The 23,507-nt window shown below is 63.1% G+C and carries 19 protein-coding genes and 2 pseudogenes; 10 read left to right on the top strand and 11 right to left on the bottom strand.

The window, feature by feature from the left end:
* Positions 1-184: pseudogene (locus tag ACFWAY_RS16970) on the top strand (ISAzo13 family transposase); the annotation flags it as partial.
* Positions 185-202: 18 nt separating this feature from the next.
* Here ACFWAY_RS16970 and ACFWAY_RS16965 read toward each other — a convergent pair.
* Positions 203-427 (bottom strand): annotated as a pseudogene (locus tag ACFWAY_RS16965) (MFS transporter); the annotation flags it as partial.
* A gap of 599 nt (positions 428-1,026) precedes the next feature.
* Between ACFWAY_RS16965 and ACFWAY_RS16960 the strand changes: the two are divergent.
* The gene (locus tag ACFWAY_RS16960) at positions 1,027-2,043 is read left to right on the top strand and encodes an MBL fold metallo-hydrolase (RefSeq protein ID WP_378511353.1); all 1,017 of its coding nucleotides are present in this window, start codon (positions 1,027-1,029) and stop codon (positions 2,041-2,043) included.
* A 71-nt stretch (positions 2,044-2,114) separates the two neighbouring features.
* On the opposite strand, the gene ACFWAY_RS16955 is transcribed toward ACFWAY_RS16960, so the two are convergent.
* Entirely contained in the window at positions 2,115-3,458 is a 1,344-nt protein-coding gene (locus tag ACFWAY_RS16955; RefSeq protein WP_378511352.1) for an MFS transporter, read from the bottom strand.
* A 283-nt stretch (positions 3,459-3,741) separates the two neighbouring features.
* On the opposite strand from ACFWAY_RS16955, the gene ACFWAY_RS16950 reads away from it, so the two are divergent.
* From ACFWAY_RS16950 to ACFWAY_RS16935, 4 genes are all read left to right on the top strand, one after another.
* Positions 3,742-4,929 carry a CaiB/BaiF CoA transferase family protein gene (locus ACFWAY_RS16950; protein WP_378454924.1) on the top strand — a complete coding sequence of 396 codons (1,188 nt, stop codon included), beginning with the start codon at positions 3,742-3,744 and terminating at the stop codon, positions 4,927-4,929.
* A gap of 42 nt (positions 4,930-4,971) precedes the next feature.
* Complete coding sequence (locus tag ACFWAY_RS16945; protein ID WP_378511351.1) at positions 4,972-6,000, top strand: zinc-binding dehydrogenase; 1,029 nt, start codon at positions 4,972-4,974, stop codon at positions 5,998-6,000.
* A 72-nt stretch (positions 6,001-6,072) separates the two neighbouring features.
* Positions 6,073-7,122 (top strand): NAD(P)-dependent alcohol dehydrogenase, encoded by a 1,050-nt coding sequence (locus ACFWAY_RS16940; RefSeq protein ID WP_378511350.1) that lies wholly within the window; start codon positions 6,073-6,075, stop codon positions 7,120-7,122.
* A gap of 767 nt (positions 7,123-7,889) precedes the next feature.
* Positions 7,890-8,747: an enoyl-CoA hydratase/isomerase family protein gene (locus ACFWAY_RS16935; protein ID WP_378511349.1), complete on the top strand. Its 858-nt coding sequence runs from the start codon at positions 7,890-7,892 to the stop codon at positions 8,745-8,747.
* Positions 8,748-8,952: 205 nt separating this feature from the next.
* On the opposite strand, the gene ACFWAY_RS16930 is transcribed toward ACFWAY_RS16935, so the two are convergent.
* From ACFWAY_RS16930 to ACFWAY_RS16900, 7 genes are all read right to left on the bottom strand, one after another.
* Entirely contained in the window at positions 8,953-9,933 is a 981-nt protein-coding gene (locus ACFWAY_RS16930; protein ID WP_378511348.1) for an alpha/beta hydrolase, read from the bottom strand.
* Between the two features lie 213 nt (positions 9,934-10,146).
* The gene (locus ACFWAY_RS16925; protein WP_378511347.1) at positions 10,147-11,601 is read right to left on the bottom strand and encodes an MmgE/PrpD family protein; all 1,455 of its coding nucleotides are present in this window, start codon (positions 11,599-11,601) and stop codon (positions 10,147-10,149) included.
* Between the two features lie 121 nt (positions 11,602-11,722).
* Positions 11,723-12,487: an ABC transporter permease gene (locus ACFWAY_RS16920; protein WP_378454930.1), complete on the bottom strand. Its 765-nt coding sequence runs from the start codon at positions 12,485-12,487 to the stop codon at positions 11,723-11,725.
* Positions 12,488-12,621: 134 nt separating this feature from the next.
* The gene (locus ACFWAY_RS16915) at positions 12,622-13,461 is read right to left on the bottom strand and encodes an ABC transporter ATP-binding protein (RefSeq protein ID WP_378511346.1); all 840 of its coding nucleotides are present in this window, start codon (positions 13,459-13,461) and stop codon (positions 12,622-12,624) included.
* Positions 13,462-13,511: 50 nt separating this feature from the next.
* Entirely contained in the window at positions 13,512-14,351 is an 840-nt protein-coding gene (locus tag ACFWAY_RS16910) for an ABC transporter substrate-binding protein (protein WP_378511345.1), read from the bottom strand.
* A 320-nt stretch (positions 14,352-14,671) separates the two neighbouring features.
* Positions 14,672-15,664, bottom strand: coding sequence for an ABC transporter substrate-binding protein (locus ACFWAY_RS16905; protein ID WP_378511344.1), 993 nt, complete (start codon positions 15,662-15,664; stop codon positions 14,672-14,674).
* Positions 15,665-15,808: 144 nt separating this feature from the next.
* The gene (locus ACFWAY_RS16900) at positions 15,809-17,221 is read right to left on the bottom strand and encodes an aldehyde dehydrogenase family protein (protein WP_378511343.1); all 1,413 of its coding nucleotides are present in this window, start codon (positions 17,219-17,221) and stop codon (positions 15,809-15,811) included.
* 361 nt (positions 17,222-17,582) lie between these two features.
* Between ACFWAY_RS16900 and ACFWAY_RS16895 the strand changes: the two genes are divergently transcribed.
* The 4 genes from ACFWAY_RS16895 to ACFWAY_RS16880 all read left to right on the top strand — a co-directional run bounded on the left by ACFWAY_RS16895 (position 17,583) and on the right by ACFWAY_RS16880 (position 21,246).
* Entirely contained in the window at positions 17,583-18,509 is a 927-nt protein-coding gene (locus ACFWAY_RS16895) for an NAD(P)-dependent oxidoreductase (protein WP_378511342.1), read from the top strand.
* 32 nt (positions 18,510-18,541) lie between these two features.
* Positions 18,542-18,919, top strand: a complete 378-nt coding sequence (locus ACFWAY_RS16890; protein ID WP_378511341.1) for a carboxymuconolactone decarboxylase family protein — start codon at positions 18,542-18,544, stop codon at positions 18,917-18,919.
* Positions 18,920-19,042: 123 nt separating this feature from the next.
* The gene (locus tag ACFWAY_RS16885; protein ID WP_378511340.1) at positions 19,043-20,398 is read left to right on the top strand and encodes an MFS transporter; all 1,356 of its coding nucleotides are present in this window, start codon (positions 19,043-19,045) and stop codon (positions 20,396-20,398) included.
* A 95-nt stretch (positions 20,399-20,493) separates the two neighbouring features.
* Positions 20,494-21,246: a 2,3-bisphosphoglycerate-dependent phosphoglycerate mutase gene (locus ACFWAY_RS16880; protein ID WP_378511339.1), complete on the top strand. Its 753-nt coding sequence runs from the start codon at positions 20,494-20,496 to the stop codon at positions 21,244-21,246.
* A 527-nt stretch (positions 21,247-21,773) separates the two neighbouring features.
* Here the strand turns inward: ACFWAY_RS16880 and ACFWAY_RS16875 are convergent.
* Positions 21,774-22,520 carry an alpha/beta fold hydrolase gene (locus ACFWAY_RS16875; protein ID WP_378511338.1) on the bottom strand — a complete coding sequence of 249 codons (747 nt, stop codon included), beginning with the start codon at positions 22,518-22,520 and terminating at the stop codon, positions 21,774-21,776.
* Positions 22,521-22,730: 210 nt separating this feature from the next.
* Positions 22,731-23,492 carry an IclR family transcriptional regulator gene (locus ACFWAY_RS16870; protein WP_378511337.1) on the bottom strand — a complete coding sequence of 254 codons (762 nt, stop codon included), beginning with the start codon at positions 23,490-23,492 and terminating at the stop codon, positions 22,731-22,733.
* Between the last annotated feature and the right edge of the window lie 15 nt (positions 23,493-23,507).

Below are 23,507 nucleotides of genomic sequence, written 5' to 3'. Positions count from 1 at the left end.
CACCAGCACCGGACTGACCGTCCGCGCCGAACTCGACCAGGCCGAGTATCCGAAGGGTGTCAAGATCCCCGACAAGGAGATGAAAGCCCTTGAAAACCACGGCATCCTGACGCGCCACGAGTTCCACGGCGAGTGGAACTACACACTCCACCCCGCACCGGACGACACGCCCGAACCGAGCTAGATTAATTTATCACAAGCCCTTACGGCCGAGACGATCCCCGAAGTGTCCGAACAGGATGCTGCCGAACGGACGAGCTACGAACGCCACGCCGAGAGTTGCGAATGCCACGACCGTTCCGGCGTAGGTTCCCAGGGCCGGAAAGAAGGCATGGGCGAACACCAAAGCAGCTGCTGTACCGAAGATGCCGAAGTCGTAGAACTCGATGACAGTCCCCATGAAGCTGGCGAACGCCACCTTCGGCATCTTGTTCGTCTTTGCCGTGGAAGAATCGGCGGGCTCTGTTGGGCGCTCGGCAACTGGAGAGTCCTGCCTCGAAGGGGGGAGGTAGTCGGTCAAAGCAGGTGCTCCTCAATGCCTTTGAAGTAGTGAGCGCTGCGGACGGTTGCGCTCCGTGGCGCGTGAAGCGGCCGGAACACATTCGTACGTATATACGGACTTTTGGCTCCATTTGTGAACCAGGAATGTATCCCGCCTCACAGTCCTCGTCAATAGCGACTTGGCTCATCGGGCTATGAAACCCCCACGCGACCGCCACGACGGTGTCACCCATCGAGTTCAGCCGGGGGCTGATGATCCGCGTGAGTCTTGCTCTTCCAGGTAACAGCAGTACCTCCCTCCTGTTGACCCGCACGCCTACCGTGGACGTCGTGACAGGCATGGCGTAGCGTCGGCACCACTCGCCCAGTGTCGTTGCCCTGGGGCGGTTTCCAGTCGCCATCTTGTTGCGCGCACCATCACTCGTTAATCACCATCGAAGAGGTCATCGTCACTATGGTCCGGCGAACACAGTCGAATAATCTTCTACCACTCGTAAGTTCACTCACCGAGCGGAATACCATCCGATGAGCGCTTCCGACGCCTCAGGATTTTCGTTGATCGCTCCCGGACTTTGGCAGATCGCCATGCCGTTTCCGAGTCCGTTGCGCCATTCCTTCGCCTACCTGCTGCAGTCGGATCGCGGTTATGTTGCAGTCGATCTGGGGTGGGACAGCGACGAGGGCTGGAAGGCGTTCACCGATGGACTCGACCGCGCGGGTGGAACGCTGGACGACCTGACAGGTGTGGTGGTGACTCACGGCCATCCCGACCACTACGGTCTGGCAGCACGAGTCCACCGGTCGACCGGGGCTTGGATCGCGCTTCACCCTGCCGAGTACCCCCAGATAGCGCGCACTACCGCGGACCGTCGCCGGCGCCTCGCCGAGATCACGTCGTGGCTCGATCGTGTGGGAGTGCCTCCCAACAGGTCCGCCGATCTCCTCGCCGACCGTAACCAGCTCATGCTCGACATGTCGTCGCAGTTGCCAGACCTCGAACTTGTCGACGGAGCCACGGTCCCTGACACCGACGGCCAACTTCTTGCGGTGCACACACCGGGACACACACCAGGTCACATGGTGTTTCACGATCGCGGCCGGAACATTATCTTCACCGGCGACCACCTGCTGCCCCGCGTGTCGGCCAACATCTCACAGCGCCCGACGTCAGGAGAGGACCCCCTCGGCGACTACCGTGCCTCACTCACGAGGTTAGGACCATTCGGCGACGCCGTGGCCGCGCCCGGGCACGAGTGGACCTTCACCGACGTCGATCGACGAGTACGCGACGTGGAAGTGCACCACCTCGCGCGGTTGGACGAAATCTGGGATGCGGTCGCTGATGGTCACCGCACGGCCTGGGATGTCGCGAATGCGGTGAAGTGGGCGCGCCCATTCGATTCGCTGAATCCGCGCGGCGCCCGCGCGGCTCTGGGCGAGACCATGTCCCACCTTGTGCGACTGGAATGCGAGGCGCGGGTGGAAAGGCAGGAAGGCAGTCCGCTGGTCTGGTTGCCGATCGCCGGTCGGACTTCTTCCTGAACTGCGGCAGCACTGTGCCGGTACCCGTGCCGGTACCGGCACATTCTCGTACCAGGTCGAGTAGTGAAGGATCAGCCGACTCGTGGAGCGTCCGGAATGTCGTCCAGGTCGACGTCCCGAGTTTCCCGCAACCGCAGCGTGCACCCGATGGAGACCAGGCCGAGGCCTGCCAGCAGGACACCGAAAGCGAGACCTCCCCATGCCGAGATGACACTCGCGGCGATCAGCGGGGGAAGCGCACCACCGAAGATTCCGGCGAGGCTGTAGGACAGACCCGCGGCGGTGTAGCGGTACCTGGTGTGGAACAGCTCTGACAGGAAGGACCCCGCGACACCGAAGGCATGACCGGCAACGAGGAAGCTCACCGCAAGACCGATCCAGAACGCGGCCAGCGATTTCGTATCGAGCAACGGGAACAGCACCAGCGCCCAGGGGATCGCGACAACGTTCGTGATCAGCAGAATCCGTCTCCGGCCTACTCGGTCGGAACGGGTTCCGCCTGAGATGATGCCGATTCCGAGCATCACACCACCGAACACGCCGGCTCCGAGGACCTGAGAGCGATCCAGATCGAGCGTTGCGGTGCCGTAGTTGGTCAGGTAGGACGCGCCCATGTAGTTGAGAGCGAAAGCCATCAGCAGTGTGCCGGCGCCGAGCAGGATCTGCTTGCCCTGGTTGCGGAACGCGTCCGCGAACGGAAGTGAGCTGGCTCCCTCGCCCTTGATCTGCTTGGTGAACACCGGAGTGTCATCAAGCTTGAGGCGGACATACAGGCCGAAGACCACCAGGAGCGCGCTCAGCAGGAAGGGGATCCGCCAACCGTAGGACACGAACGTTTCGTCGGTCATGAACACACTGGTCAGCAGGAAGGTCGTTGCGGCCAGCATATTGGCAGCAGCGCCTCCCAGGTTGGTGAACATCGCCCAGAAGCCACGCTTGTCCTTCGGCGCGTTCTCCGTCGTGAACAGCGCGGCACCGGCCCATTCACCGCCCGCTGCCAGCCCCTGCGCAACGCGCAAGAGAATAAGGAAGACCGGCGCGAGGACACCGATCGTTTCAGCAGTGGGAAGTACACCGATGAGGACGGTCGCCACACCCATGGTCAGCATGGTGGCGATCAGCGTGCGCTTTCGCCCGAGTCGGTCTCCGAAGTGTCCGAAGAAGATCGCCCCGAACGGTCGCGCCACGAACGCCACGCCCAGCGTGGCGAACGAAACGACGGTGCCGGCCCGATTCCCCAACGCGGGGAAGAATACGTCGGAGAACACCAACGCCGCGGCGGTGCCGTAGATGATGAAGTCGTAGAACTCGATGACAGTTCCCATGAAGCTCGCGAGGGCAACCTTGCGCATCTTGTTCGTACTCGGGGGCGAAGCGGGGGAATCCACTCCCACCGGCTGCTCTTGCAGCGACATCCGGTCTTCTCCTTGATGGTGGAGCGATACGACGTGAAGCCGAATCGCCGCGGCCTCGCACCCGATACAAAGTTCGTATATAAGTACGAATGTTCCCAATAAAGATCTTCTGACGATAACTGTGGTGCCCGTCACGAGTCAAGGATTCCCTCGACGGGCCGCGCGAAGTCGCGGCGCAGCCGCATCGGCCTGCCATTCGGTTCATTGACACACCCCATGGGCGCGCCTATCGTTTCGCACTAACAAACTTTTGTCCGTAATTACGATCATGAAGGGGTGAGGGATGCCCGCACTCAACGGTGTGAAGGTCATCTGCGTCGGGCAGTTCTATTTCGCGCCCTACTGCTCGATGCTGCTCGCGCGGCTCGGCGCCGACGTCATCAAGATCGAGGCGCCTGCCGGCGATCCATATCGCAGGTTGGCCACCGCCACCGAGGACGGCTCGTCAGTGCAGTTCAGCATGTTGAACTCCGGTAAGCGCGCCATGCGGTTGGATCTGAAGAACCCCGATGGACAGGCCGTGCTTCGGCGGCTGGCCGAGACCGCCGATATTCTCATCCAGAATCTCGCGCCGGGAGCGATGGATCGCTACGGTCTGGGCTACGAAGCGTTGGCGAAGGTCAATCCTCGGCTGATCGTTGCTTCCGGTACCGGTTTCGGCTCGTTCGGGCCCTATGCAGGACAGCCCGCGATGGACCTGACCATCCAGGCCCGTACGGCCGTCATGAGCACGACCGGCTTCATGGAAGGACCCCCCACCCGCACCGGCCCCTCCGTGGTCGACTTCATGGGAGGAGCCCACCTCGTCGGCGGCGTCCTCGCGGCGCTCTACCAGCGCGAGCACACCGGTCGAGGCCAACACGTGGAGGTGGCGCTTCAGGACGCGATTCTGCCGTCGCTCACGTCGAACATCGCGGGTATGGCTCACAGCGAGAACTCGATGCCGGAGCGGACCGGGAACCGTCACGGCGGCATGGCGGTCGTGCCGTACAACGCGTACCCGGCACGCGACGGCTGGGTGACCGTGCTGTGTCCAACTCAGGTGCACTGGGATCGACTGTGCGACATCATGGGCGACCCCGACGCGAAGGACCCTCGCTTCGATTCGATGGGTGGCCGCTGCGATCACGTCGACGACGTCGACATGATCGTCGAACGGTGGACGAGCACACACACCAAGCAAGAGATAGCCGACCTGCTGGAGAACACCGGCATCCCCACCGCGCCCGTCATCGACCTTGCCGAACTGATGGTGGATCCCCACATCACCGAGCGTGGCGTCCTGCGCCGGATGTCCGACGACAAAGGCTCGTGGATGACACTCGGCAGCCCACTGTTCCTCTCCGACTCACCGATCGTGGAGCCGACCAGGGCTCCCGGTCTGGGAGCCGACACCGACCAGATCCTGCTCGAGGAGCTGGGTATGTCGTCCGAGGAGATCGAGCAACTGCGCTCGGCTGGAGCCATCTGAGGGTGTCGGCACCCGTAAAATCATCTGTAACAGGAGGTAGTAATGCAGGGTCTGGTGTTCGACGGAGATCGGCGGGTTTCACTGCGCCCTTTTCCAGACCCGAAGCCCGGCGAGGGTGAAATCGTCATCCAGGTAACCGCATCGGGTATGTGCGGGAGCGACCTGCACTACTACCGTGCAACCACCGATGCCATGCCCGACGCAGGGGAAATCTGCGTCGGTGGCCACGAGCCGGCCGGCGTCGTCGAGGAGATCGGACCGGGTGCCGACGACAGCGTGGCCATCGGCGATCGTGTGATGATCCATCACTACGCGGGCTGCGGACGCTGTGTCGCATGCCGGTCCGGGTGGACCCAGATGTGCACCACCAGCGCTCCCCTCGTGTACGGCAAGAACGCGCACGGCGCCCATGCCCCGTTCATGCAGGTTGCAGCGAGATCGGCACTTCGACTTCCCGACTCCCTCTCCTTCGAGGCCGGCGCGGCGATCGGATGCGGGACAGGTACCGCGTGGGGCGCGCTGGAACGACTCGGCGAGATCGGCGGCACCGATGTCGTGGTGTTCGGGCAAGGACCGGTCGGTCTCTCCGCCACCATGCTCGCCGCGGCGCGAGGAGCGCGAGTCATAGCAGTGGATCTCGAGCCCAAGCGGTTGTCCCAGTCGACTCGGTTCGGTGCTGCCGAGACCGTCGACGCCGGGTCCGTCGACGCCGTCCAGGCGATCAAAGATCTGACTCGAGGATTGGGCGCACCGGCGATTGTCGAGACTTCCGGCGCCACCGTAGCTGCCAAGTCAGCCGTGGCGGCGCTGGCACCATGGGGTCGTCTGTGCGTGGTGGGGTTGGGTGGCACCGTCGAACTCGATGTCCGGCAGAACCTCTCACGGCAGCTGACCGTCATGACGTCCTGGTCACTGTCGAGTGTTCAGCAGCTGGAATGCGCCGACTTCATCGAACGTCACGCGCTGCCGGTCGATGACCTGTTCAGCGATCGCTGGTCCTTGGACCAAGCAGAAGAGGCATACACGAAGTTCGACAAACAGGACGCAGGCAAAGGCGTGTTCGTCTTCTGACCGACCTGAACAGATTCATATCCGATCCGCCTCGGCCACACAGTGGTCGGCGATGGCGAAGAGAAAGGACAAATGATGCTTGTCAACGCCCGCTCCACGGCGGCCCCGGGCGCGCCGTTCGAAGCGACCAAGATCGAGCGACGGGAGGTCGGCCCGGCGGATGTACTGATCGACATTGCGTACGCCGGCATCTGCCACACCGATGTCAGCCGGGCGCGCAGCGAATTCGGCAGCACGAACTACCCGCTGGTCCCTGGACACGAGATCGCCGGAACCGTGTCCGCCGTCGGCGGCGAGGTCAGCAAGTTCGCTGTGGGCGACCGTGTGGGGATCGGGTGTTTCGTCGATTCGTGCCGGGAGTGCGACCACTGCAAAGCCGGCCTCGAGTCGTACTGCCGTGTGGAACACATCAGGACCTACAACGCCGTCGGCCGTGACGGGAAGGTCACCCAGGGTGGGTATAGCGAGAAGATCGTCGTGGACGAGGCGTATGTTCTCCGGATCCCGGACAGTCTCCCGTTGGACGAGGCTGCGCCCCTTCTGTGCGCCGGAATCACCACCTATACCCCTCTCCGCCATTGGAAGGCCGGACCCGGCAGCAGGGTCGCGATCGTGGGATTCGGCGGCCTCGGACACGTCGGCGTGTCGATCTCCAAGGCCCTGGGTGCACACACCACCGTGCTGGATCTGACCATGGACAAGGAAGCCGACGCTCTGCGTCGCGGCGCCGATGCCTATCGGCTGACGACGGATCCGACGGTCTACACCGATTATGCCGACACCTTCGACCTGATCGTGTCGACCGTGCCGGCGAACCTCGACTACGACGCCTTCCTCAAGATGCTCGCGCTCGATGGAACATTCGTCAATCTCGGTGTCCCGAAGCGTCCGATCAGCTTCGATGTGTTCTCCCTGCTGCACAACCGTCGGTCGATCGCGGGAACTCTGGTCGGTGGTATCGAAGAGACGCAGGAGATGCTCGATTTCTGCGCCACCCACGGGATCGCTGCCGAGGTGGAGGTGATCGACGCCAATGAGATCGATCGGGCCTACGATCGGGTCGCTGCCGGTGATGTCAAGTATCGCTTCGTCATCGACATCAGCACGATGGCTTCGAAATGAAGCGCGAACTCTGATCGACCCAGCTCTCGGGTGCCGTCTGTCCGACGGCACCCGACGGCGACGGCGCCGTGGACCTTTGTCAAGGTGCTCCTTGCCATGCACCGTCAAATTCTTGCCTGTCCCGTCGTTGGCCGCCTCGGCCCCTTCATCATGATCGACATCGACCTGATCGTCCTACCACGGGGTCGGCGTACCACGTACGAAGGATCTCAACGAGGCCTGGTTTGACAGTCGAGAGCGTCTGGCACTCTGCGTATTTCCCTCGCTGCAGCGAGGGTCCCCAAACTTCCAAGGCTTCGGCTGTCCCAACTATTGGATTGTATTCGCATGAACTCTCGTGAGTATCGCCAGTGGCGCCAAAGGCGTCGCGCCGCTTGGATCGAAGTCAACCGTCAACGGATTCATTCCGACACCGATGCGGAGTGTCTCATTGAGTTTGCCAGCAAGTGGGCACCATTCGGGGGCGCCACCGAGGAGGAAATCCTTGTGCACTTCGGAATGACAATGCGCCGGTTCATCGAGCGATTGTGGCAGGTCATCCCTGAATCAAACTGTCTCCCAAGTGAGATACGCATTTTAGAGGGCGTATATCCGTACCCGCCGAGTCGGCGGTCCGCACGTCATTGGGCGTGACCGGAACTTCTAGTATTTCGCTACAGCTTGACCGTCAAATTGCTTGCCCCAAGGCGCACTAGAATATGCGACGCGACCGGCGTTCTGGGCATCCCACTGCACCCGATCCCACACCAACAGCCCTAGGGAACATCATGACCCGCCCGCAGTACGACTCATTCACCACGTTGAAGGTAGAGGACCGGGGGCGAATAGTCACCGCGACTGTGGATAACCCACCGTTGCACCTCTTGACACGCCACCTGGTAGAAGACCTCGACACATTTACCCGGCACGTTTCGGCCGACCCCGATGCGCTGGTCGTCGTCTTGAAGAGTCGGGATCCCGAAATCTTCATCACTCACAACGACTTCGCAAACCTCTACCGTATGCAGCCACCAAAAATCCCCGCGTCGGTAGATGAGGTCGGTCTCAACCACATGCATGAAATCTGCGAGCGCTTGAGGACGATGAACAAGATCACGATTGCACAGGTGGAGGGCCGAGCTAGCGGCGGTGGCGCGGCCATAGTGATGGCGTGTGACATGAAGTTCGGCGCCATCGGCAAAGCCGTCTTCAACACGATGTCGGTTCCCATCGGCAGCGTTCCGGGCGGCGGTGCATCGCAATACCTGCCACGCCTCGTCGGACGGTCGCGTGCGATTGAACTCATCATGGGTGGGCTCGATCTGGATGCGCTGACAGCGGAACGCTGGGGGTACCTCAACCGCGCACTTCCGCCTATGGAGATCGACGACTACGTCTCCAGCACCGCGCGGCGCATTGCCGCCTGCCCTGCGGAGGCTGTTCGCCTCACGAAGGAAGTCATCGCCCTGGCAGACGGACCCATCCAGGATGGACTGCGACAAGAGAACTTCAGACTCCGACGACTCATGGCCTCGTCTGAGTCCTTGGCCAACGTCGAGCGATTCCTCGCCATAGGTGGTGAGACTCGAGAGGGCGAGATGCGCCTGGAGGCCCTACTTGGCGACGTGCTGAGTTCCTCGCTATAACGGGTCGCTCCCCATCAGTCCGGACCAACGCGGAATTCCCAAGTAACACCACTGTTTTCCAGCCGAGGCCGGAGCCAGCGGCGCTACTCGAGATCAATCCGCGGGGTGGTGTTCCCGAGGACCGACAACGACGATCGACTCCACGCGGAACTAATCATTGGATAAACGCCTACTACTCACACTCGTCCGCTGCAGCACCCGCACCTCATGCAGGACTGGAGAGGATCCACTCGCGGAGTAAGCACGCGATGTCGGCGCTGTTCTTCTCCAACATCATCATGTGTCCGTTGCCGCGAATACCTCGATCGGCGAGTCGAACGAAATCGTGCTCGACACCAGCTTGGGCGAGGTACGCCGATGTCGCGTGGTCGTACGGCGCATGATACGAGCCCTCACCGGACACGATCAGAATTCGGAGGCGAGCCAGACTCGGCAGCCGGCGCGCAGGCTCTGTCTGACGCCAGTACCGCGCAAATCCGGGTCCGTCGGGACTTTCCTGACGCGCGAACGCCAGCTCGCCCGCAGATTCGACGGGCGGCGAATAGGTGATCGGCGCCCGCGTTATTCCCCACGGCCGGGCCAGGTCACCGTCGTCGAACCAGTCCGGCTCCGCAGTGAATCGTACGTCGTAGACGGGCGGACCGTTCGGCTCGATCGCCACGATTGCACGCGTCAAGTCCGGACGTGCGTCGCCGATCTGCCAACCGAGCGGGGCGCCCAGGGAATGCGTGAGTAAAATTGCGGGACCGATCTTGTCGAGCAACGCGGCGCCGGCGTCGCGCATTGCCCGCTCCACCGACGCTGCGTCGACCGGACTCGACACCTGTGACGCGTAGAACTGGTCGAAGGTCGGATCTCCCCGTCCCCCATCGCCGGGCCACTGGGTGTGCAGATGCGCCTGCGGCCACGACGGTGCCGAACGGTCGGCGCACACTCGGCCGGCGACCGCTGTTGCCGGGCGCAGTGCGCCCACCTGATCGTGCCCTTGGGCTCGACCTCCGCCTGGCGCGTCGACGACGTACACGGCGAATCCGTCCGCGACGAAGTTGTCTGCCCAGCCGCGCCGACCATCGGGCGTCGACAGGAAGCCCGCGCCAGTCTGTCCGCCTCCATGAATCATCACAACCGGGAACGGGTAGCACGGCTCCGCCGGTATCTGGTACTGGACAAACGCCTGGCCCGTCATCGTGTCAGTGTCGTCGTCATACCGGCCACCGACATAAAAGCAACCCTGGTCGGCCAATACGAGCGGCCGTCTGGATTCGTCTGCGTCCTCACCTGGCTCGTTGCGGTCGGTTGTCATATTTCGTCTGCAATGTCGGTCAAGGTCGACACGTGATCAACCTGTCAAAGCATGCGACCGCGCACCGCCCACGTACCTGCATCCCCCGCACCAGGATCACGACGAACCTCCCACGCCGAGCAGACCACTCACCTCGTTGACGTCGTCTACCGATTCGAGGGATGCGCACGCCTGGAAGAACTGATCGAAACGACCTTGTCCGACCCGACGCACCAGCAGGTCTTCCCATTTCTCCCGCAGATCGTCCCAGGCCGGGGCTGGGGTCCTGAACCGATGCCCCCGGGGGTGCTCGACCCTGCGCGAAACCGAGCCACCACCGACCTCGATCGTCACTTCGGCACCACGCCCTTGCGGCTGAATGCGATCGAATTCCGCGTCGCCGATCAGGGCGACGAGCGACTTCAGTCGCAGCACCTCCGGGTCATTGAGCAATGCCGCCGAGTGCGCTTCGTCGAACCCAAGCTTGCCCGCCACCAGCGCGGCCGCAACCATGTGCTGTAGACAGATGGTCGGCATCGACCGGTTGTCGACAACGCTGGCCGGATGCGACGGCATACGAACGGTGATCCGCTCGATGTCATCGAGCGCGAAGCCGTGCTCACTCTTCAATCCGAGGACGGCTTCAACCGGAGAATGGATGGGGTAACCCGCGGAATAGAACTTGAAGTTTGCGCCCATCACCGCGTAGTCGGCGCCGAGGTCCTTTGCCAGCTGTCCCTCGCGCCCTTGCTCGGCCCACGTGTCGATGATCCCACCTGGGGCCTCGAAGATGTTGTCGCTGGCCTCGAAACCCGTTGCCGCAAGAACCGCGCCGGTGACGCCTGCGTAGGCCGCCTGGCCGGTGACGAACGCTTTACTCATGTGCCTGCGCTCCCCGTAGGGTGCATTGAGCGCCACGCTCTGCTGGACAGCCAGCGCAGCCGCGAACAGATGCCGGTTCTCGTCCAACCCGAGCAACCGCGCACACGCGAACGCCGCGCCCAGCGAATGCAATGAGCCCGGATCGATTCCGTGGTTTCCCATCATGGGCGCAAGGCCCCCGGTCACCGAGATGACTCGTGCGCCGACGTCGTAACCAAGGGCCACTGCATTCACCAGATCGCGCCCGGTGCAAAACTGGCGTTCGGCCAGTGCGGCCGCTGCAGGAACGATGATCGCGGCCGGATGACCGGTGCCGAGGAAGTCCGACGTCGCATGCACGCTGTCGAACTCGTCAGCGTGGCCGGAGGTGCCGTTGGCGAGGGCGGCCAGCGGCGCTGAACATCGGTTGGGCGAGCCGAGCACGACCGACTGCGGTCTGCCGCCCAGATCGTCGACATAGCGTCCGATGATCCGGCCTGCCGGGAGCTCGGCGCCCACGAATCCGCACGCGAGCTGATCGAACACGATGAGCTTCGCACGATCGGCCACCTCCCCGGGCAATGTTTCGTACTTGGTGGCAGTGGCATAGCTCGCCAATGTGTAAGCGGCACTGCCGATCAGGGTGTCTGCAGCGACTTCATGTTGCTTCAGCATTCTTTTCCGTATCTCTTCGTTGTGACGATGGCACAACATTCGGCAACGATCGCGGCCGGGGTCGATCGAGGCCCGCTCGACCGCGGCCGCAATCGCGTGGTGCGGGGGTTGGGTGGTTCAACAGCGCGGCGATCCAATCCACGCGCCCGAATCGGCATCACATCGCGCTACCGGAGTTCTTCCATTCGAGCGGCTTCTTCGTCAGCGCGCTCATGATCCTGTCGATCAGGAATCCGGCCAGCAGGAGCGCGACCAGCGCCGCGTACGTGCCCGCGGAGTTGAACGACGACGCGTTACGTGCGACGAGGTGACCCAGGCCCTGGTCGCCGGCGAGCATCTCGGCGACCACGACTCCGACGATCGCCTGCGGCACCGCGAGCTTGAGTCCTGCGAAGACCCACACCAGCGCCGAGGGAAGCCGGACGCGCCACAGGACATCCAGGGTCGATCCGCCCATGATGCGGACCGAATTGATCAGCGATTGCTTCACTTCCCGGATGCCGAAGAAAGTGTTGAAGAAGATGAGAAAGAACGCGACGACCGCCGCGGTGAGGACTCCCAGTGCTGACCCGATTCCGACCCACATGATGAAGAGCGGGATCAGGGCGAACTTCGGCATGGTGTAAAGCGCGGTAATGAATGGTTCGAAGGTGTCACCCAATAGCCGTGACTGACCCAGGATCACTCCGACCGCGATGCCGGCGGTTCCACCGAGCACCATACCGAGGGCGGCGTTGCTGAACGTCTGGAGAGCGGCATCGAGGATGACACCGGTGGTGAGCCATTCCCAGAAGAGCGGGAACACCTTCGATGGCGCACTGATCATGATGTCGTTGATCAGCCGACCGGAGACGAGCTCCCAGGTCGTGAGCAGGACGGCAATGATCGCGATCTGTGCGACGGCGATTTTCGCCCGGTGCATCCTACGAGTGTGTGAGACCGAACTGCGCGGCTTCACCGACGGGGACGCCGGACCCGTCGGTGCACTGAGGACTTGTGTGGACATAAGTTTCACCTGTCTTGGTCAGGGGTTGAAGCTCGATGGATTCGTCACGCTCAAACGGCTGGCATGCTCGGGTCACGCGCGCTACGGAGCCCTTCATTCAACTCGCGCTCGAACCGGGCGTACTCGTCTGTGTAGGCGAGGGTTTCGAGGTCCCGCTCGTCACCGTAGGGAACTTGGAACTCGGCAACCAAGCGGCCGGGTCGCCCTCCGCCGACGATCAGCACTCGGTCGGCCAGCTTTGCTGCCTCGGCGATGTCGTGAGTGACGAAGACGACCGTTTGGTTCAGTCTCTTCACTGTTCGTCGTAGCTCGACATGCATCTGGTGACGAAGCTGGGCGTCGAGAGCCGCGAACGGCTCGTCCATCAAGAGCAGGCGGGGATCGTAGATCATGCTTCGTGCGAGGAGTGCGCGGCGGCGCATGCCACCACTGAGCTGGCTCGGAAACAGACTTCCGGCTTCCGAGAGATCCAGAAGCGAGAGGTAGTGCTCGACCTGCGCCTTGGTTTCGGACTTGCTCACTCCTCGCATGCGCAGAGGCAGACCGACATTCGCTTGCACGGACATCCAGGGCAGGAGGGTGTCATCCTGAGTCATGTAGCCGACATTGGTGTTGACACCATTGATCTCGGCGCCGTCGAAACGAACGTATCCGCTGCGCGGGCTCAGCAGCCCGGCGGCGAGGTTGAGAATGGTGGTCTTTCCACATCCGCTCGGTCCGAGCAGCACGACGAACTCGCCAGGTTCGACCTGCATTGTCACATTGTGGAGAACGTCTTCACGTTCGTCGAAACCTATCGCTAGGTTCCGTACCTCAAAGATCGGCCCGGATGCGGGGCTGGTAGCTGATTTCGCGGCGGCTCGTCTTGCATGGTGGGCTAACTTCGACATGATCAGGCTCCTAAAGGTGTAGCTCGGGGTAGGCGTTGACTCGAGCTCCGTCAGTTCTCTCCGCGTGCCACCGGGTTGACGATTTTCTCGTAATCCAGTTCGGAATAGTCATGTTCGGAGAGGGGATCGAAGATTCGGACGAAGGTGTTCCAGTCCTCACGAGTGAACAGGTTACCCACGTAGTACGCCTTGACGGCTTCGCTCCACGCGAGGTCGAACACCTGCTGATCCATACCGGAGTAGATGGAATTCTTCAGGATCTGCCCCGTCTTTTCCGGCTCTTGCTTCGTCATCCGGGTGGCCTCGGCGAGCGCCTCGCGGATGCGGTCGACGAGTTCGGGGTTCTGCTCGATGAAGCGCGTGGGGGCAAAAACCACATTGCACACGTACCCGTCCAGCGCCGGCGCCTCACCGTCCGGCACCGAGATGACCGTGGTGGCGGTACCGCGCGCCACGGCGACCTCGCCGGAACCGGCAGCAGCCCACGTTGCATCGTAGGTACCCTGCTCGAGGCCTGCTGCTACTGCGGTCGTGGTGTCTGCGAGTGGAACGAGCGTGACGTCGCGGTCGGGGTCAAGTCCTGCGTCGGACAGCACGACGCGCAGAGCGGAATTGCCGGCCGAGCCGGTCACTCCTGCGCCGATCGTCATTCCGCGAAGTGCCTGCACTCGCTCGTCCGGACCGGCATTGACGTCGACGTTGAACTTCTCGATCGCGCTGTTCGAGACGACCAGGCTCTGAATGATGTCGCTGACACCTGCGATGATCTGAAGATCCGCTCCTCCGATAACCGAGTCTACGAACGCGTTGGAGCCTGCGATCGCGATGTCGGCATCGCCGGAGAGGATCGCCGCGATCTGGTTCGAGCTTCCCGATCCAGCTATGTTCACTTGTTCGAAGTTCAGGCCGTACTGAGTGAAATCACCTTGCGTCAAGAGTGTTGCGGGCGCCGTATTGAACGACTGGCTGCTGGTGACTCGGACTGTCGTCACGCCAGCTTCGTCGGCCTTCAGTGGCCCGGACTGAGCGCCGCAGGCCGTCAATGCAACCGCGAGCGCGGCAGGAATGGCCAGTAAGGCCAATCGGCGATGCATGATGTATCCACCTCTTGTCATCTCGAAAGGGGGGTGCAAGGAGAAATCGGTATGACACCGGTTGCACGTGGGCTTCGTCGGTTTATCCGGGGAAGCAGGCGTTCACTCGAGCGCAGTCAGCTCTGTCCGCGCGCCACCGGATTGATGATCTTTTCGTAATCCACTGCGGAATAGTCGTGTTCGGAGGACTCATCGAAGATGTCGACAAATGAGTTCCAGTCCTCACGAGTGAACAGGTTGCCCTCGTTGTATCCCTTGACGGCTTCGCTCCAGGCGAGGTCGAATACCGTTTGATCCATACCGCTGTAGACGGAGTTCTTCAGGAACTGTCCCGCCTTTTCCGGCTCCTCTTTCGTCATGCGGGTGGCCTCGGCGAGTGCCTCACGTATGCGGTCGACGAGTTCCGGATTCTGCTCGATGAAGCGGGTCGGCGCGAAGGCCACATTGCAGACGTAGCCCTTCAGTGCCGGTGCTTCGCCGGCCGGCACCGAGATGACCGTGGTGGCGGTACCCCGCGCAACGGCAACCTCGCCGGAACCGATGGTCGTCCAGGTTGCATCGAAGGACCCCTGCTCGAGGCCCGCTGCCACTGCACTATTGGTGTCTGCGAGTGGAACGAGCGTGACGTCCCGGTCTGGGTCCAGTCCGGCATCGTTCAACACCACGCGCAGAGCGGAATTGCCCGCCGAACCGGTCGGTCCCGCACCGATCTTCATCCCGCGCAGTGCCTGCACGCGGTCCCGCGGGTCGGCATCGACGTCGACACCGAATCGCTCGATCGCGTTGTTCGACACGACCAGGCTTTGAATGATGTCGCTGAGGCCTGCGAACATCTGAAGATCCGCTCCTCCGATAGCCGAGTCCACGAACGCGTTGGAACCTGCGACCGCGATGTCGGCGTCGCCGGAGAGGATCGCCGCGATCTGGTTCGAGCTTCCCGATCCGGCGATGTTGACCTGTTCGAAGTCCAGGCCGTACCTCTCCGCGAAATCACCGTGGACCAGGAGTGCCGCGGGCGCTGTGTTGAACGACTGCGTGCTCGTGATTCGGATTGTCGTGATTCCGTCCTCGTTGGCCTCCAGCTGCCCGGATCGAGCGCTGCAGGCCACCAAGGAAGTCGCAATCGCGGCGGAAGCGACCAACAAGCACAGTCGGCGAAACATCACTTCTCACACCTCGTCTCATTTCGGGGGTGCGCAAGGAGAACTCGGTGCGAGACCGGCTGCCCCTGGGCGTTGGTCGGACCGGAGCAGCTATCCGATGGACTTGTACTCGAGGTACTCCTCGACTCCGAAGCGGCCCGATTCGCGGCCGATTCCGGACAGTCTGAATCCGCCGTGCGGCGCCCTCAGGTTCACGGGTGAACCGTTGATGCGGATGCGACCGGCGCGCAGCTTGCTCGCCAGCTTCTTCGCCCGATCGGCGTCGCCGGCCCAAATCGCCCCGGCCAGCCCGTATTGGGAGTCGTTCGCGATCTGGAAGGCCTCTTCCTCGCTGTCGAAGGGGATGATGACAACGACGGGCCCGAAGATTTCCTCTCTGGCGACTCGAAGAGAGTTGTCGCCGGAGAAGACGGTGGGGCGCACGAAGAATCCACGCTCGATGCCCTCGGGTGCCTCCGGGCCGCCCGTCAGCAGGCGCGCTCCCTCGTCGATTCCCACCTGGATGTAGTCACGGACGCGCTGGCGCTGCGACGCGTTCGCAACCGGGCCGAGGGTCGTGCTGGGGTCATAGGGATCTCCCAGTACGAAGCTTTCCGCGGTACGGATTGCGTGCTGCTCGGCTTCTGCCAGTCTCGATCGCGGTACGAGCATCCGCGTGAGCGCGCCGCAGGCCTGCCCTGTATTGCGGAAGGCATCCGTGATTCCGCTGGTGACCGCGGTCTCGAGGTCGGCATCCTCGAGGATGATGTTCGCCGACTTGCCGCCGAGTTCGAGGCAGACCTTCTTGACCGATTGTGCGGCCAGCTCCATCACACGCCGGCCGGCGCGGACGGATCCCGTGAGCGACACCATGTCCACCAGCGGGTGCGTCACGAGCGCCTCGCCGACGACCGGCCCGGTTCCCGACACCAGGTTGAACACGCCGTCGGGGAGCCCTGCTTCCTCGGCGATCTCCGCGAACAGGAACGAGCTCAGCGGAGCGAGCTCCGTGCCCTTCAGCACGACGGTGCATCCGGCAGCAAGAGCCGCTCCGGCCTTCAGGCTCACCATCCGCATCGGGCCGTTCCACGGCGTGATGGCGCCGACGACGCCCGCGGCCGCACGGGAGACCGTCGTGTCGCCGACCTGTTCCGACCACACGATGTCGCTGAGGCTGTCCGCGGCGATCTGAAGGTCCTTGATCGAGGCTCGTGCATGCGCGGCCTCCGCCATCTTGGCGGGATATCCGAGCTCACTGATGATGGTCTTGGTGATCTCGTCGACCCGCGCTTCCATGCCGCGCGCAATCTTGTGCAGCATGTCGGCGCGCTCGTCGGCCGGCGTCTGGGACCAGGCCGGGAACGCGTCGGCCGCTGCCTGTGCGGCGAGATCGACGTCCTCCGCAGTACCTGCCGGAATGGTCGCAATTACTTCCTCGGAGATCGCGCTGATGACGGGAATGACGTCGGCGCCTGCTGAAGGAACCCACTTGCCGTTGATGAAGATCTGATCTTTGACGATCAACCGAACTCACTCCTGTGACGTTGTCGGGACGTCGCGGGGGGACAAAGCTGCAGCGCTTGGATGCCCCGGCGGACGCGGATATGTAGATGGCTCGCCACCCTGGTTCCGTGTGGAAACCCATCGCTAGTTCGTATATACGAACCTTTGATCGTAAGTGTGACCTTGAGCACGCTACGCGGATTCGGACAAAGCTGTCAATGTCTCTCACCGGTCGTTCGCCGAGACTCTCGCGGAACTCGCCCCGCCGGCGCCCGGTCGCCTACCAGGTTGTTGACGAGTGACACCCACCACAGCTACGGTCGTTTTGTTCCCGTTTAGGAACCATTGTTCGTATATAGGATCACTGAAGGGAAGTCCGCAGATGAAAGTAGGGTTCATCGGCCTCGGCGGCATGGGGTCGGGCATGGCCCACAACCTCCTCGACGCCGGATACGACCTCGTCGTGCACGACATCAAGAGGGAAAGCGGGCAACCGTTCGAGCAGGCAGGCGCAAGCTGGGCCGACAGCGTCGCCGAGCTCGGCCGGCAGGTCGACGTCGTGTTCACCTCACTGCCCGGTCCGGTGGAGATGCAGGAGGTCGGCCTCGGCAAGGACGGCCTGCTGAGCACACTGCGGACCGGAAGCGCCTGGTTCGATCTGACGACGAATTCCCCCGCCGTCGTCCGGGAGGTGCACACAGTGTGTGCCGACCACGGCGTCGAACTGTTCGATGCGCCGGTCAGCGGTGGGCCCAAGGGTGCACGGACGGGAAAGCTCGCGATCTACGTCGGCGGCAGTCAGACGGCATTCGACCAGCACAAGCAGGTGCTCGATGCCATCGGTGACCAGATCCTCTATGTCGGCGAGATCGGTGCGGGCAATACGGCCAAGCTCGTGCACAACTGCGCGAGCATCACGATCCGCCGTGCCATCGCCGAGGTGTTCACGATGGGGGTCAAGGCCGGAGTCGAGCCGGCGGCACTCTGGCACGCAGTGCGGCAAGGGGCCATCGGACGCGCGCGAACGTTCGACCGCATCGGCGATCGGTACCTGCAATCCGCCTACGACCCGCCGTCCTTCGCGTTGGCCCTCGCCAACAAGGACCTTCGCCTGGCCCTCGAGCTGGCCGACCAGCTCGGTGTGCCCATGGCGTGCGCGGAAGTTGCGCAGGCCGACTTTACCGAGGCGCTCGCCCGGGGATGGGGCCATCGCGACTCCCAGTCGCCGATGCAGCTGCAGAACGAGCGGGCGAACGTGACGATCAAGCTCTCCGCAGAAGAAGTACAGGAAGTCCTCGATCGAGGCTGACCGGCCGCCCGTTCACAACATCAGGAGAAGCATTGGAAGCCAACGAGACCGGACGTCGCATCATGAGCGAACTCATGGGCGCGGACTACGTCGAGAAGAAGGACCAGACCCGCAACGACTTCAATGACGTCATCCACGACTACTCCATCGAGGTCTGCTTCGGCCGGATCTGGGCCCGCGAGGGCATCGACCGCAAGCAACGGAGCATCGTCAACATTGCCATGCTGACCGCGCTCAATCGCCCGGCTCAGCTCGCCCACCACGTCGAAGGCGCGCTCACCAACGGCTGCACGGTCACCGAGATTCAGGAAGTGCTGCTGCAGGCGGCCGTCTATTGCGGGCTTCCCGCAGCTGGTGAAGCGTTCCGGGTCGCAGAGAACGTGCTGCGCGAACACGGCCACCTCGACTGACACGTGCCACCCATTCTTCGGGCCGGCCCGTCCCCGTCAATCCCCCCCAACTCCTCTACGAAACTTCCGGCACCTCCCTCCCCTCGCTGGGTGATGTGACTCGTCGGCAGCAAGGAGATCTAAATGACCCACTCGCAGGAGAAGGTCCACCCACCGAGCCCCACATCCGGATCATCCACGGGTAAGGCCGATCCGCCGGGCATGAAGAAGGTCGCGGCAGCGAGCTTCATCGGTACCGTGATCGAGTTCTACGACTACAACATCTACGGTGTCGCCGCGGCGCTCGTGTTCCCGACCGTGTTCTTCCCCGCGTTGGGTGCGGTGGCGGGCACCGTGGCATCCTTCGCCACACTCGGCGTGGCCTTCGTCGCCCGGCCTTTCGGCAGCATCCTGTTCGGACACTTCGGTGATCGTCTGGGCAGAAAGAAGACTCTGATTGTCACGATGCTGTTGATGGGTGTGGCTACCCTCCTGGTCGGCGTGATGCCGACTGCGACACAGATCGGCGTGGCCGCACCGATTCTCATCGTTGTTCTACGGATCCTGCAGGGCCTTGCCGCGGGTGGTGAATGGGGCGGCGCGGTGCTGTTCGTCTCCGAGCATGCACCGAAATCCAAGCGTGGGTTCTGGTCGATGTTTCCGTCGCTCGGTGGTGGCGGCGCGATCATTCTGGCCAACGCCACGTTCTTCGGGACGGCCGTCGGGATGAGCGACGAGACGTTCCTCGCGTGGGGTTGGCGAGTCCCCTTCCTGGCCAGCATCCTTCTGATCGGGGTCGGACTCTGGGTCCGATTGACCATCGACGAGACACCGGTGTTCGCTAAGCAGATCAAGAAGCACGGGGCAGCGCGCACGCCTTTCCTGGATGCGTTCAAGAGCCAGCCGAAGCAGGTCCTGCTGGCAACCGGTACTGCAGCGATGACGCTGTCGTTGACGTACATCGGTGGTACCTACTTGATCAGCTACGGCACCAAGATTCTCGAACTGCCGCGTCCGTTTGTCCTCAGCATCGCGGTCGTCGGTGGTTTCGCGATCTCCGTTGCGGTCATCCTCGGCGCCGTCCTGTCCGATCGAATCGGTCGGCGCCGCATGATCATGACGGCTGCGTGTCTGGCGATCGTCTGGACACTGATGCTGTTCCCGATCCTCGAGACGCGGTCGTTGTTCGCTTTCGCGCTCGGTGTTCCGGTGACGATGTTCATCTCGGGTCTGGCGACGGGTCCCCTCGGTGCGTTCCTCTCCGAGTTGTTCCACACTCGCTACCGCTACACCGCGACCGGCCTGAGCTACAGTCTCGCCGGCATGCTCGGCGGGGCGATCCCCCCGCTCATCGCGACGCCCATCATCGCAGCCTGGGGCGGATTCGCCTTCGGTCTCGTCATGGCCGCCCTGGCGGTGGTGAGTCTGACCTGCGTCCTGATGATCGGCGAAACGAAGCAACTGGACCTCGACCGCGAAGACGGCGTCCCCGTTTCGTGACGAATCCGTAGACAGCAGACTGCCTCCGGTCCTTCATCGGGACCGGAGGCAGTCCGGCGTCAATGGCCATGAGCACGCTACGAAGGGAGCTGACGATGAACTCCGACTCCGGACACAGAAGCGAGACGGGTGGGCGGCGCCGCCTGATCCTCTTACGGCACGGGGAAAGCGCGTGGAATGCCGCTGATCGGTTCGCCGGCTGGGTCGATGTTCCGCTGACCGACGCGGGGCGGGCCGAGGCCCACCGATCCGGTGAGCTGATCCGTCAGGCCGGCCTGCTTCCGGATGTCGTGCACACGTCGCTGCTGCGGCGTGCTGTCGCGACGGCCGACGTTGCGCTCAATGCCGCTGAACGTCACTGGATTCCCGTCCATCGCAGTTGGCGGCTCAACGAGCGGCACTACGGCGATCTCCAAGGGCGAACCCGAGAAGCGGTCCGCACTGACGTCGGCGAGGCCCGCTTCAGGCTGTGGAGGCGCTCGTATCACATTGCGCCACCTGCGATTCGAGATGACAGCACCTTCTCGCAGGCCGGCGACCCACGCTATCGCGAGTTGGGCGTCGATGTCCCCTCGGCGGAGTCACTGCAGGACGTGCAGAACCGGCTACTCCCATACTGGGAGAAAGCGATCGTCCCCGATCTGGTACGTGGCCGAACGGCACTCGTCGTCTCCCACGGCAATGCCTTGCGTGCGCTGATCATGCACCTCGACTGCCTGACTGCCGACGACATCGGCGCAGTGAACATTCCGACCGGAATCCCGATTCGATACGACTTGGACGGCGCTCTGCGCCCGGTCGTGCCCGGAGGTGTCGTCCTGGAGCCCACTGCCAGGCAATGCGTCTGACCGTCAGCGGGTTGTCGCTGTAGCTCTTTCCCGCTACTTCTGTGTACCTAATGCGTTGTAGTGCGGCGGCGACCTCGAAATTCGCGGTCACGGCCGCGGTCCCCTACAACGGGCAGCCCACACCCGCCGTAAGTCCGTCGGTGCACCCGCACAGGCCGGCTGGTGCCCACACTGCACGATCGGATCGCCGCCGAGACCACCTGAGCCGGGGTCAACCTCGCCAGACACGCCGTGTTCGATGTCACCGAGACAGCACGCGCCCGCACCCACGCGAGCGGAGGTGAGACCGAACAGCACCCCGAGACCCGGTGTGAGACAGGCTCACACGCACACCCCACAAAGTGAGACGGCTAGCCGTGACACGGCGGATGACGCATACCGCCCGCCACACTAGTGGCAGACGGTATGAGATTCATGGATGCGCTTCTGCGCCAGCTACTCGGTGGGGAAGTCCAGGTACGCCGGACAGCCGCCAAGAGCACGCGACGACATCATGGCGCGCTCAGCGCCTTATGCACAGGCGCGCGCTAAGCGAGATCACGAGCCTCGACCAGGAGCTCCACCACCGCCTTGGGATCGGTGACCATGGCGTTGTGGGAGGTCTGCAGTACCCGGTAGTGGAAGCGAGGATCGGTTGCACTTCGTTTCCTTGCTCGCTCGAGCAGATGGGGTTCGAGTGACGAGGGGACGCACTCGACGAACATCCCGGGGTGACTCCAGAGCCGGTCGGTGGCGCCGATCCGATCCTGATACGTCTTTAGTGGTTGCGCGGTCATTCGACTGTTCGCCCACGCGACGTCGTCCGGGTCCGTCACTCCGTAGCGACTCGCGTCGGCCGGGGGGATGTACCAGGAATCTCCGTGCTCATCGGCCAGGGCGGTCATCGCCGCGGCCCGCGATTCACCGTTCAGGTCGAAGACCGACTCCCCGGCGCGGGGCACGAGTGCGTCGAGCAGGACGACGGTCTTCACACGGTCGGAGATGACCTCCATCGCACCGGTGACCACCATGCCGCCGTAGCTGTGACCGACGAGCACGGCGTCTCGGATGTCTTCGAAGGTGAAAGTCGCGACGAGATCCTGAATATGGGTGTCGAGGCCGATCTGCGGGCTCAGGAGATGAGATCGGTCGCCCAGCCCCGTCAGGGTCGGTGTGTAGACCTCATGTCCATCCTGGCGGAGAAGCGCGGCGACACGTCGCCAACACCACCCGCCGTGGCGACCGCCGTGGAGCAGCACGAAGGGTGTCGATACTGGTGAAGAGGCCGCATCCATCGCAGCTTCCCTTTCTCGAGTCACTACTGCACAAGTTTGGTGTGGACGATCGATCCGACATGTCATCAGGGCGAAGGCGGCATTGGTGTTTCGTCATTGCTGATGCCGCCGGGCGCGCCCGCTCGGTTCACCTGCGAGGTCACGATTCGCGGTGAAACGAGCGGTGGCGCCCAGCGGTGCAACTGCCGCACGAGCTCTGCGACTCAGCGCTCAGCGCGGGGAACCGATCCGCTGCTGCCATCCGTCGACGTGGTCGAGCAGCAGTTTCCTCAGTTCCTGCTCGCGTGGCAGCATGTCGGCGCTCGCACCGACCAGGGTCACTTCGGCAACAGGTTTCCCGGCCTTGTTCCGAACCACCGTGGCCAGCGCGAACCGAGTACCGGCGTGGAGAGTGTTCCGGGCGACGCGGGTGCGTTTGATCTCGTCGTATTCGCTGAGGAAGGTGTCGACGAGCGCCGCTTCGTCGCTCCCGCACCGACGAAGGTAGGAGTCCATCTGGCTCGCTGGCTGGTCGGCCAGCAGTGCCTTGCCGCCGGCGGTCTCGAGCAGCCGCCGGCGGATATTCTTGCGGGCGCCGAACCCGGCGAGGAGATCCGCACCGATCTCGGAGACATAGATGAGGTTGTCGCCGGCTTGAACGCCGAGAAACACGGTTACGCCGGTCGCCTCGTGCAGCGCCTGGAGATCGGCGTCGGTGACCGATCCGGCACGAAGGTGTCCACTTGCCAGCGTCAGCCCGTGCAGGGCCGGACCGATGTAGAACCGGTTGTTGTCCTGGTGGAGCCATCCGGCAGCGACCAGCCCGCGAATGAAGCCGTGTACCGAGCTCTTCGGAGCGTCCAACGCTCGGGACAGCTCGGCGAAGGTCATCCCCGGGTTGTAGACAACCTCTTCGAGGATGCGTGTGACACGGTCGATCGTCCGGTGGTTCTGGGGACCTCGGTCCACGCGGTCGCTCGAAGAATCGCTCACGGTCACAATTTAACC

The organism is Rhodococcus sp. NPDC059968 (genome assembly GCF_042738615.1).
GTDB lineage: Bacteria > Actinomycetota > Actinomycetes > Mycobacteriales > Mycobacteriaceae > Rhodococcus_F.
Note: the sequence above shows the minus strand (reverse complement) of the source record. Positions and strands in the feature narration are given on the sequence as shown.

Excerpts from the sequence above, each read along its gene's own strand:
- ACFWAY_RS16960 (WP_378511353.1), top strand. The coding sequence starts at position 1,027 with ATGAGCGCTTCCGACGCCTCAGGATTTTCGTTGATCGCTCCCGGACTT.
- ACFWAY_RS16875 (WP_378511338.1), bottom strand. The coding sequence starts at position 22,520 with ATGGATGCGGCCTCTTCACCAGTATCGACACCCTTCGTGCTGCTCCAC.
- ACFWAY_RS16940 (WP_378511350.1), top strand. The coding sequence starts at position 6,073 with ATGATGCTTGTCAACGCCCGCTCCACGGCGGCCCCGGGCGCGCCGTTC.
- ACFWAY_RS16935 (WP_378511349.1), top strand. The coding sequence starts at position 7,890 with ATGACCCGCCCGCAGTACGACTCATTCACCACGTTGAAGGTAGAGGAC.
- ACFWAY_RS16895 (WP_378511342.1), top strand. The coding sequence starts at position 17,583 with ATGAAAGTAGGGTTCATCGGCCTCGGCGGCATGGGGTCGGGCATGGCC.
- ACFWAY_RS16880 (WP_378511339.1), top strand. The coding sequence starts at position 20,494 with ATGAACTCCGACTCCGGACACAGAAGCGAGACGGGTGGGCGGCGCCGC.
- ACFWAY_RS16885 (WP_378511340.1), top strand. The coding sequence starts at position 19,043 with ATGACCCACTCGCAGGAGAAGGTCCACCCACCGAGCCCCACATCCGGA.
- ACFWAY_RS16955 (WP_378511352.1), bottom strand. The coding sequence starts at position 3,458 with ATGTCGCTGCAAGAGCAGCCGGTGGGAGTGGATTCCCCCGCTTCGCCC.
- ACFWAY_RS16950 (WP_378454924.1), top strand. The coding sequence starts at position 3,742 with ATGCCCGCACTCAACGGTGTGAAGGTCATCTGCGTCGGGCAGTTCTAT.
- ACFWAY_RS16930 (WP_378511348.1), bottom strand. The coding sequence starts at position 9,933 with ATGACGGGCCAGGCGTTTGTCCAGTACCAGATACCGGCGGAGCCGTGC.
- ACFWAY_RS16915 (WP_378511346.1), bottom strand. The coding sequence starts at position 13,461 with ATGTCGAAGTTAGCCCACCATGCAAGACGAGCCGCCGCGAAATCAGCT.
- ACFWAY_RS16945 (WP_378511351.1), top strand. The coding sequence starts at position 4,972 with ATGCAGGGTCTGGTGTTCGACGGAGATCGGCGGGTTTCACTGCGCCCT.
- ACFWAY_RS16920 (WP_378454930.1), bottom strand. The coding sequence starts at position 12,487 with ATGCACCGGGCGAAAATCGCCGTCGCACAGATCGCGATCATTGCCGTC.